The sequence below is a fragment of the Bombella sp. ESL0378 genome, assembly GCF_009725845.1.
GTDB classification, from domain to species: Bacteria; Pseudomonadota; Alphaproteobacteria; order Acetobacterales; family Acetobacteraceae; genus Bombella; species Bombella pollinis.
Map to the genome: position 1 here is coordinate 1 of NZ_WNIF01000012.1, position 10,019 is coordinate 10,019.

The following is a 10,019-nucleotide window of genomic DNA, read 5'->3' on the forward strand; positions in this document are numbered from 1 at the left end:
GACATGCAGACAAAAAATCACTTACCCTAATGAGGAAAAAATTAATATTTAACAAAAAGGGAACGTCATAAAATTCACTATGCTTTGCTTTTTCTGAAAAAAATACATTAATTGCCATCTGAAGATCTTTTTCTTTCTTGTAAAAAGATGTAAATTCATCCTCCAAAAAGATAAAATTCTTCAAAAATGAACTATTCCTGCATGAAGAAAGTTTACCATAAAAAATCTCCAATTCCTTTTGAAAACAGATGATGTCAAGGTTTTTATTGTCTTCAAATAAAATATTTTTATACAATTCACCAAAATTTACCTCATAGGATGAAGAGTCATTTTCATGAATATCTAACACATCCTGAATAGCATCATAAAGCAACCCATAGAAATTCATTACCCTTGCTAGACTAGAAACAAATTTAACTACTGGAGAAACCAAATTATCTACAGCATACCAATCACTTATTTTATTAAGTTCCCTAAAAAGAGTAATAGATTGCTTCATCTCATCCCCAAAAGAGGAGAAAGAATCCATGAGCCCCTCAGAAATATCTTTATCCCTTGCTCTACAAATTACATATTTAACCAATTTATGCATCATTTCCCTAACCTTCTCCTCCCCAAAGCAGCTCTTTGAAGCTTATTTACATTCACGGCAGCAATTCCGTTAAATACATTAACAAAAGGCTCTGCCCCCACACCGGCCGAAATCGCCAATAACATAATCGATGAATTACATATATTCTTCTAAAGAGCATACGGAAATCTGACATGCAGACAAAAAATCACTTACCCTAATGAGGAAAAAATTAATATTTAACAAAAAGGGAACGTCATAAAATTCACTATGCTTTGCTTTTTCTGAAAAAAATACATTAATTGCCATCTGAAGATCTTTTTCTTTCTTGTAAAAAGATGTAAATTCATCCTCCAAAAAGATAAAATTCTTCAAAAATGAACTATTTCTGCATGAGGAAAGTTTGCCATAAAAAATCTCCAACTCCTTCTGGAAACAGATAACATCAAAGTTTTTATTATCTTCAAATAAAAGATTTTTATACAATTCACCAAAATTTACCTCATAGGATGAAGAGTCATTTTCATGAATATCTAACAAATGCTGAATAGCATCATAAAGCAACTCATAGAAAGTTATTACCCTTGATAAACTAGAGGCAAAATCAACTACTGGCGACAGCAAATCATCTACAGCATACCAATCACTTATTTTATTAAGTTCCCTAAAAAGAGTAATAGATTTCTTAATATCCCCCCCAAAAGAGGAGAAAGAATCCTTGAGCCCCTCAGAAATATCTTTATCCCTTGCTCTACAAATTACATATTTAACCAATTTACGCATCATTTTTCTAAACTTTTCCCCCCCTCTGCTCTAAACCCCGCAAGCCACCAAAACTGCCTACAACACATTATTCATTTTTATATACTCATGGGATGCATAGTAATGGTAGGTCTCTTCCCATTTTATTCCTTCATTAAAAAATGAAAATAAAGGGTATTTATTCATATCATTGAACAATGATAACAAAGTCCCCCCAGGCAATATGGAGCTACGCCCCTTATCGCCATCTCCGTAAAGAATTACATCATCCTCACCCAATGAAACGTAAATATTTTTGCCAAAATCACTTAGAGGAGGCGATGAAATATCAAAAAAAACTGATATTTCATCATCATTTAAACTATCATCCACATATATACTGTCATATATTTTTTTATACAATCGATTATAATAATCAATTGTCCTTGTTTTTATGGATTTATTGTTTACAAAAGATTCTCTCTCAATTAACCGTGCATACCAGAAGAAGAATATATTTAATGTTGTATTTTCTGTATTACACAAGAATGGCTCTCCACCTATATAGACTGAAAATAAACCATTTACCCACGAGCAACCTTCCATATTCCACTCCTTAACAGCATCAAACTGCAACGCTATTTTATAAGGATCACCATATATCATTTTATCTTCCCTCCTCTTGCTTTTAAGTCTCGCCTTGTTCGAATATCAATCCGAGATGTATCTAATGGATTGTATTCATCTGACGTACTACCACTCCAATGATACTCTTCAGCACCTCGCCCATTTCTACTACCAAAAAATCGATGAATATCCCCTTTTCCATCAACAGAATACCTAGTTTTTTATCATCTTCTTCTTTCTGACTAGAAATAGATTTTCCAAACAAATCCAATACATCTCTTGGTTCGACACCAGCACGGGCACCACTGCCTGATGCTCCGGGTGTATGCTTTGGATTAGACTTATATTCTACAGGATCTTTCTTGTCGGGCAAGTCAACAGATACTGGTTCACTAACTGGTAAATGTGAACGCTTTCCCCCCTGCTGTGTGGAGGTAAAAATCAAATCCTCCCAACTAAGCGGCTCAGGAAGAGGAAACGTCTCAGGGTCATGTAACCCTTGAATATCTATATTTCCCGGATACGGTGCTGGAGTACTCAAGCCCCGTATTTCAACTGGATCAGGCATTGGTGTCCCAAGGATCAGATCTTCCGGTTTGACAGGAGGAAGTGTCAAACCTCGTAGCTTTTCTAAGTCCAGCGGAAGAACTGGTAATACTACGCGCAACACTGAAGCCGATAAAACCGAAGAAGTAGCCGTCTGCTGTACTTCAAAAGATTGCAGTTGATGATATTCATAAGCAGCAACGACGGCCAGCCCCCCACAGCACTGCTCCCACAGGAACCGTAACCTCATCCCCAACACCAAAACCGGTGATAATTCCTGCCTCCGCACCTGTTTCGGCCCCACTTAAAGCAACAGCCGCAACAGGTGAGTCTACTACTCCTGCAATAGTACTTCCTACTATACGTTGATCAGCCTGATTATCCTTCTTTCCCTCCTTCTCACGAGCCTGATCGTTATATTGCTCAATCGCACTCGCTGCAGCAGCTCCGTTAAGCGCATTGACAGAGGCTCTGCCTCCACCAGCCACTAACCCTCCAACCGCTCCACCAGCCGAGGCCGCCGCACTCTCCATCAAATGGGCAAGACTATCATGCAGCACCCCGCTCCTACCGACTAAATCAGAAGCCGCGGCCTCCGCCAAAGGACGCATCCCCATAGCAGATAGCTTGCCTACTAAGGTGCCAAGCCCCGCCGCCCCAACATGACTGCCCGTTAATGCTGCAATCCCTGCGACACCGCCTGCCTCAATCAGGCTACGGGCAATATCCTCCGTAGAGAAAAGCCCTGTATGCTCTGCTGACTTATCTCCATCTCTCCGATGCGCTGCGGCACGGGCATCATCAATGCCCTCAAACACACTGCCCACAACTTGTCCCACAAGCTGCGTCCCTAGCTGGCTGGCCTGTAGTTGGTTTTGGAGTTTCTGCGCATCAAACTTATTGGCTAGAGCCTTATTGGCATGCTCCACATCACGGCTATAGCTCCCATTCTGGCTCTGGGCATTGATGGTAATATTGCCACTAATAGCAGACTGGCTCTCGCTGCTCTCATCATGTGTCCGGCTACTACCTATCATGCCCGCACTATTGGCAACACTTTTAAAGCAGCAACTCGGATGATGAAACTTTTTTTCCTCTTATTTATTAAACACTATAATAATTTATCCAAATCAATATAGTTGAAAAACTATATATAATCTATCTCCATACATAAATATAATATCTTTCTCATAAGACGCATAATGTAATGTAAAAACTCTTGGTAGCATACGGATTTAGCCGATATAATATACGTCATCATATTATCCTATGCTAGGTCAATCCATACTAATGCCGCAATGATATAACGTCTAAGACAAACATTTTCTTCTCATATTATCAGGACTCTAGATAATAATCTTCATACTCAATGCGATACTTAATATTAAAACCATCTAATATGTTTAGGGTATGCTAAGAACACATAATCAATTATCATTATAATATATTCAATAATTTTACTTTTACTTATATATTTTCTATTTTTCCTTAAAAAGAAAAATATATATACATAGATTATTACAAAGAATCTTCCTGCAATATTAGTAGCGTCCACTAATTTCTTCTCAGAAAAACCTCCCCCATCTGCAGTCGCCCCCAACACCACCCAAACAATTGGGAATGTAAGGCCATATCTAAAAATCACTTTTACATAATCAAATAAATAGAAAGAGATAAAGAGAAGTAAATTAATAGTTGAAAAAAAATACTCCTCTCCCTCTGATTTATATACAAAACACAATAACAAACAAAAAATAGTGAATGACTTAACCATAAAAAAATCGTACTCTCTCAAAAATAATGAAAGAGAAAAATAAAAAAAGTATAATAATTCTATAACATAAATCATCCTATTGATCATTTTATCTTCTCCAAATCTTTATTCAACCTCTCAACAACAGCTCGATAAGCTGCAGAGGCATAATGAAGCAAGAAAAAAGCCCTTTGGTTTACAAAGTAGTATTCGTCAGATTCAGCTGGATCAATATGATCAACCCTCACTCCTCTCATTACATTATCCTCAACTGGTGGAGTAATCATAGAACTTCTACCACTTACGGGAGGATGGCCAAACACAGTTACATAAAAAGAGACAGATTGCAAGCTATGTAAAAATTCTCTCCCAACATAGACAGCATTTATAGAACTATCCCCATTTTTATACACATAGGTATAATCATTCACGGATGCAGAGTTTGTAACATAAGCAGGAATCCCCGTCACTCTAGAAGAAACTATCGCTAAACCACCTCCCAATGACTTTCCATTAAACATCATATGACCATTCTTTGCCCATGTCGTATTAGATAACTTTATCGCAATATCCTGTGCCACACGATATTCAGTTAAAGAATATTTCCCGCCAAATCCCGAACCATCAGACCCTATATTTTGGAAGAAATCTTCTTGTAATTGTCTAAGATTAGACGCGTCAGTCCCCCGATAAACAACTGATACTGGCGTGGCTTTGTCTTTTATATCATTAGGTATATACAATGCCCCAACAAGATCAGTCGGCTTCCCATTCATGGGGTCGATGGGATGATATAGTAACTTTCTCAATCCTTCATAACCATCAATTCCTTCCTTCCTTAATTCATCCTCAGTAGGAAGATGATAATCTTTATCGGCATTGTTTTTCATATTCACAGAACCATCAGCATTCCAAAATCCTTGCGATGGATCATCCTCAGGAAAAGCATGCATGTAAGCTGCTGCCGCACGGACCATTGCAGCATGATTTTTGTAAAGAGCCGCTTCACTATCAGAAATACGCTTTCTCGCAACAGCTTCATTAATCTTATCTGATACAGCATCATTATATTGCTGTATGATTGAAGCCGTAACAGCTCCATTCCACGCCCCCTGATGCCCACCAATAGCCGCTCCCACAGCGGCGCCACTTGCACCCGCCAGAACATTATCAAGCGCATTGCCAAAAGTAATAGCAGTGCTGTCATCCTTAAATATCGAAGCACTTAACCTACCAATTGCAGGAGCTGCCGAAATAGACGCAACCTTTCCTGCAGCGGTCGCTGCTCCGGCAACGGTGGGGTTCCCGCCCGTCAAGGCGGCAACTGCCGCATTTGCCCCTCCTTCTAGGATAATACGGGCCCAGTTATCACTTAGTTTGCCATCATCAAAACCTGGTACGCCTGCCTTAACAACATGACCGAAACTATCTCGCTTCGTCCCCAGCGCATCAGCCACACTGCCCACAACTTGTCCCACAAGCTGCGTCCCTAGCTGGCTGGCCTGTAGTTGGTTTTGGAGTTTCTGCGCATCAAACTTATTGGCTAGAGCCTTATTGGCATGCTCCACATCACGGCTATAGCGCCCACTCTGGCTCTGGGCATTGATGGTAATATTGCCACTAATAGCAGACTGGCTCTCGCTGCTCTCATCATGTGTCCGGCTACTACCTATCATGCCCGCACTATTGGCAACACTTTTAAAGCAGCAACTCGGATGATGAAACTTTTTTTCCTCTTATTTATTAAACACTATAATAATTTATCCAAATCAATATAGTTGAAAAACTATATATAATCTATCTCCATAAATATAATATATTTATTATCAAAACTCTTGTAAAACAAAAAATATAATCAATGGTTTCATGTGAAAAATTACACTACCATCACTGATATAATATATTAGACACAAAATCACATATGAAAATATATGAACATTTACAAATGATATTTTCTCATACTTATTCATTTTATGTCCTCCAACTTCCTTTTAATCGTTCATAAAGGACTCAATGAACTGCAAACGTACAATAGAATTATGCTAAGATTTAAGTATTATGAAATTGTACAAAGTCTATTATGTAACAGTCTATCGCCTTCTATCAACATTATTAATCTTTATATATTTTGATATGTAAATATCTATTATACATCCTGTCATTAAATTAGTAACAGCTGCGAAAATGGCATCGTTTAATAATTTATAATCAATAAAATCTCTACTATTTACATTCCCATCACCAAGAAGCGGGATTATCAACGATGAGTATATAACAAATATTGGAAAATTTGTACACACATTGAACAAAAAAGAATATGTCTTCAAAAAGAAATATTTAATCTCAATTCTATATCTCAAAAAGACATACAAAATACCCCTTTTTTTCATCAAAAAGAGATACAATCCTGTAGTTTTTCTCGAAAGAGGGCCAAAAATAAAAAATAGAATAACAGATATAATAGAAAATAAGATTACCAATCCGCCTAAAAAAGAATTAGTATAAAATAAAGATGATGATATATGAGAAAAAAAATCATACCGATCGTCAAAAAATTTGACACAAAGAATAAAAATAAAATATAAAAACAAATTTAATAAAAAATTTCTCATCCTCTCCGCTATAATTTTATAACTCTTAAAGAAAAGAAACTTATCCAATACAAAAAAGGAAAATGGAATACTCGAAAAAAGTATAAATAATACTATAAAATTACGCATATTATCTTCCACCACCCCATTCTTTACAAACTAATATAATTATTATTTTGCCAACAAACAACACACACCTTATCTCTCACACATCCTCTTAGCATAAACAAGATACCTCCCATTACCAACAAAAATAATTCATAGTCTTTTACAGATAAACATCCTAATATCCTCTATCTAAGAAATTCTTATTTAGATTAGAAACTAACAGTATCTTTCAAGATGAAAGACGCGCATATAATGCATCTTACCGTTAAAGAAAATATAATCAAAAATGCATACAACAAAAATAAAAAGAATTACTCTATCCCATGAAAATATAGGAAAGTTAACTTTGTCAAAGAATAAATCAATATTTTTTCTTAACCCAAGTTGCAGCCACGCAAAGGCTGCTACATTATATACATAAAAAATATCAAGATGCCCTTCATATGACACAGAAAACACTATAGAGATCAAGCAAAGAAAAGGGGATATGAACAATAAAAATTTCCACCATCTTAGAGAAAAATACCAAACGAACATTAATGCTATAAGAACTCTCACTTCATCCGAGAACAAAAACAAAAGCTGTACAACAAATATTACACCATCAATTTCTAAGAATGATAGCAAAAAAAGAGAGTAAATAAATAACCATATTGATTTTACATAGAAAATATAATTACTATCTTCATACATAATCCCCACCACAGTAATAGCAACAAAGATAATAATAAAAATATATGTTGCAAGTCTGTTCATTCTTTATTTTCCTTTCATAAGATTCCGAAAAAACTTATCATTGTGTTCAACTGCCCACTCAAAAGCTCTAGCAACAGCAGTATTCTCATGACGACCCACTGGATGAGGCATATCTCTTATAAGTGTCCCGGGTGTTATGAGTTCATAAGGCAATGTTGTTGGAATCCTATCCTCCTCTACAGGGGAAATCATAGACACAGATATCCCCTGATTTTCATTTGTCACAGGCGACGCAGGCAATTTAGCATACACGGAATGCAACGCATCTTGAACGATGTGTAAAAACTCTCCTTTCATATAAACAGCATCAACATGCCCTTTAACCTTATCAAAAACATAGGTATTGTCATTTACAGCAGCCGGATTTGTCGCAACGGCCGGTAATCCAGCTGTCCGAGAGACTGCTATAGCGATGCCGCCACCCATAGAATTTCCGCCTACGACTACAGTCTTACTCCACTTTGAATGAGCAAAGAACTGCCCTAGAACTTGGCCCGGGCTATACTCATTTGCAGTATGTCCCGCTGTTTCCTTATCATATCCTGCATATTGAGTTACATCTTCGGCATCCTGCTTTATATGCGTCATATCTGTTCCTTGGAACACAAGCAACGGTGGCGTATGCTCATTACTAGGATCTTTCGGAACATATAAAGCTGCATTCATCTGGCTACTATAGCCCGTTCTTGAATCGCGTGGATAATGTAACATGGCTGCCAAACCTGCATAACCATCAATGCCAGCTTCTCTCAATTCAGCCTCTGTGGGGAGACGATATCCCTTGGGAGGAATATTGTTCTCATTCACTTTCCCATTTAAAAAATATGACCCTACCTCAGCGAATGCGCATTCAGTTGCGTCTGCAATATGCTCCCTCCATTCATCCTGTTTCATATGAGCAGCAAAAACAAGTGAAATTCGTCCTGCAGCAACGGCTCGTGCCACATCTTTTGAAGAAGTATCATTATATTGCTGTATGATTGAAGCCGTAACAGCTCCATTCCACGCCCCCTGATGTCCGCCAATAGCCGCTCCCACAGCGGCGCCACTTGCACCCGCCAGAACATTATCAAGCGCATTGCCAAAAGTAATAGCAGTGCTATCATCCTTAAATATCGAAGCACTTAACCTACCAATTGCAGGAGCTGCCGAAATAGATGCAACCTTTCCTGCAACGGTCGCTGCTCCGGCAACGGTGGGGTTCCCGCCCGTCAAGGCGGCAACTGCCGCATTTGCCCCTCCTTCTAGGATAATACGGGCCCAGTTATCACTTAGTTTGCCATCATCAAAACCTGGTACGCCTGCCTTAACAACATGACCGAAACTATCTCGCTTCGTCCCCAGCGCATCAGCCACACTGCCCACAACTTGTCCCACAGGCTGCGTTCCTAGCTGGCTGGCCTGTAGTTGGTTTTGGAGTTTCTGCGCATCAAACTTATTGACGACATTATATCTCAAATCTACGATAATGCAATAAGATGTTGTGGAATTGTATAAAATTGAACAAAAATGGTTAACAAATATATATTTATATATTTTCTATCATAATTACTAATACAATTATAATCATCCTTCCAATAATATTTTAGACATCTAAAAAATAATAGATACATATATATACTAATAACAGGATACAAAATTGACAATAATGAATTTTCCACTATATAAAAAATACCTTTTTGATAAGGCGCAACTATCATAATAAATGCAAGTATCGGTACAAGGATAGGTAATACTGGTACCATCAATCCTAACATAAACATAGCCCCTTCTTTAAAAAAGAAAGGTATAAATAAATACAATATATATATTAATAAAATTAACCTTCTCCCATATTTGTAAGCCTTACGTTCTGGAAAATATAACCTTACCCTCCGAAAGAAGATAAACAAAATGACTATTTCTACAGAAATATGAAGTACTGTGAAAACCAAATTTCTATAAAAAGCTTCAACCAATAGGCTTGATAGAAAGATAAAAATATTGATGCATGAGATATTTTTAAATGAAATCATCTCTTATACATCCTTTTCCCTAGTGTAAGCTTATCCGCCTCTAATCCTATGAAACTCTCATCCGTAAAGCTCATAAACTATTTGCAGCCCCCCCTCCAGACCTATACCATATAGACTTTCTTCTCCTTCTTTTTTAATAACTCTTAAAAAGGAAACGGCAGAAACTCTTAGCATATTCATATAATTAGTCCAAATGGAGCTATTGTAGGTTGTCCATAATCAAAACTTTTCTTCCGTTTTAAATAAAAATGCCAAGTAAAAGCTTCGTTTTGATGCCAAAATACCATCGCCATATAGACACCTATATTAAT

9 protein-coding genes are annotated in these 10,019 nt (G+C 37.3%); all 9 read right to left on the bottom strand.

Annotated features, from left to right (window positions below):
* Positions 1 to 595, bottom strand: a 595-nt coding sequence (locus tag GM556_RS08450; RefSeq protein WP_155579828.1) for a hypothetical protein, incomplete at its 3' end; no start/stop codon positions are given.
* A 132-nt stretch (positions 596 to 727) separates the two neighbouring features.
* Positions 728 to 1,357 carry a hypothetical protein gene (locus GM556_RS08455; RefSeq protein ID WP_155579829.1) on the bottom strand — a complete coding sequence of 210 codons (630 nt, stop codon included), beginning with the start codon at positions 1,355 to 1,357 and terminating at the stop codon, positions 728 to 730.
* A gap of 54 nt (positions 1,358 to 1,411) precedes the next feature.
* Positions 1,412 to 1,978 carry an Imm42 family immunity protein gene (locus GM556_RS08460; protein WP_155579830.1) on the bottom strand — a complete coding sequence of 189 codons (567 nt, stop codon included), beginning with the start codon at positions 1,976 to 1,978 and terminating at the stop codon, positions 1,412 to 1,414.
* 61 nt (positions 1,979 to 2,039) lie between these two features.
* The gene (locus GM556_RS08465) at positions 2,040 to 2,735 is read right to left on the bottom strand and encodes a hypothetical protein (protein ID WP_155579831.1); all 696 of its coding nucleotides are present in this window, start codon (positions 2,733 to 2,735) and stop codon (positions 2,040 to 2,042) included.
* Complete coding sequence (locus GM556_RS08470) at positions 2,674 to 3,522, bottom strand: hypothetical protein (protein ID WP_155579832.1); 849 nt, start codon at positions 3,520 to 3,522, stop codon at positions 2,674 to 2,676. The genes GM556_RS08465 and GM556_RS08470 overlap by 62 nt, the downstream gene beginning before the upstream one ends.
* A 347-nt stretch (positions 3,523 to 3,869) precedes the next feature.
* Positions 3,870 to 4,259 (bottom strand): hypothetical protein, encoded by a 390-nt coding sequence (locus GM556_RS08475; RefSeq protein WP_155579833.1) that lies wholly within the window; start codon positions 4,257 to 4,259, stop codon positions 3,870 to 3,872.
* Positions 4,260 to 4,342: 83 nt separating this feature from the next.
* Positions 4,343 to 5,914, bottom strand: a complete 1,572-nt coding sequence (locus GM556_RS08480; RefSeq protein ID WP_155579834.1) for a hypothetical protein — start codon at positions 5,912 to 5,914, stop codon at positions 4,343 to 4,345.
* 1,239 nt (positions 5,915 to 7,153) lie between these two features.
* Positions 7,154 to 7,693, bottom strand: coding sequence for a hypothetical protein (locus tag GM556_RS08485; RefSeq protein ID WP_155579835.1), 540 nt, complete (start codon positions 7,691 to 7,693; stop codon positions 7,154 to 7,156).
* Positions 7,694 to 7,696: 3 nt separating this feature from the next.
* Positions 7,697 to 9,049, bottom strand: a complete 1,353-nt coding sequence (locus GM556_RS08490; protein ID WP_196424803.1) for a hypothetical protein — start codon at positions 9,047 to 9,049, stop codon at positions 7,697 to 7,699.
* Between the last annotated feature and the right edge of the window lie 970 nt (positions 9,050 to 10,019).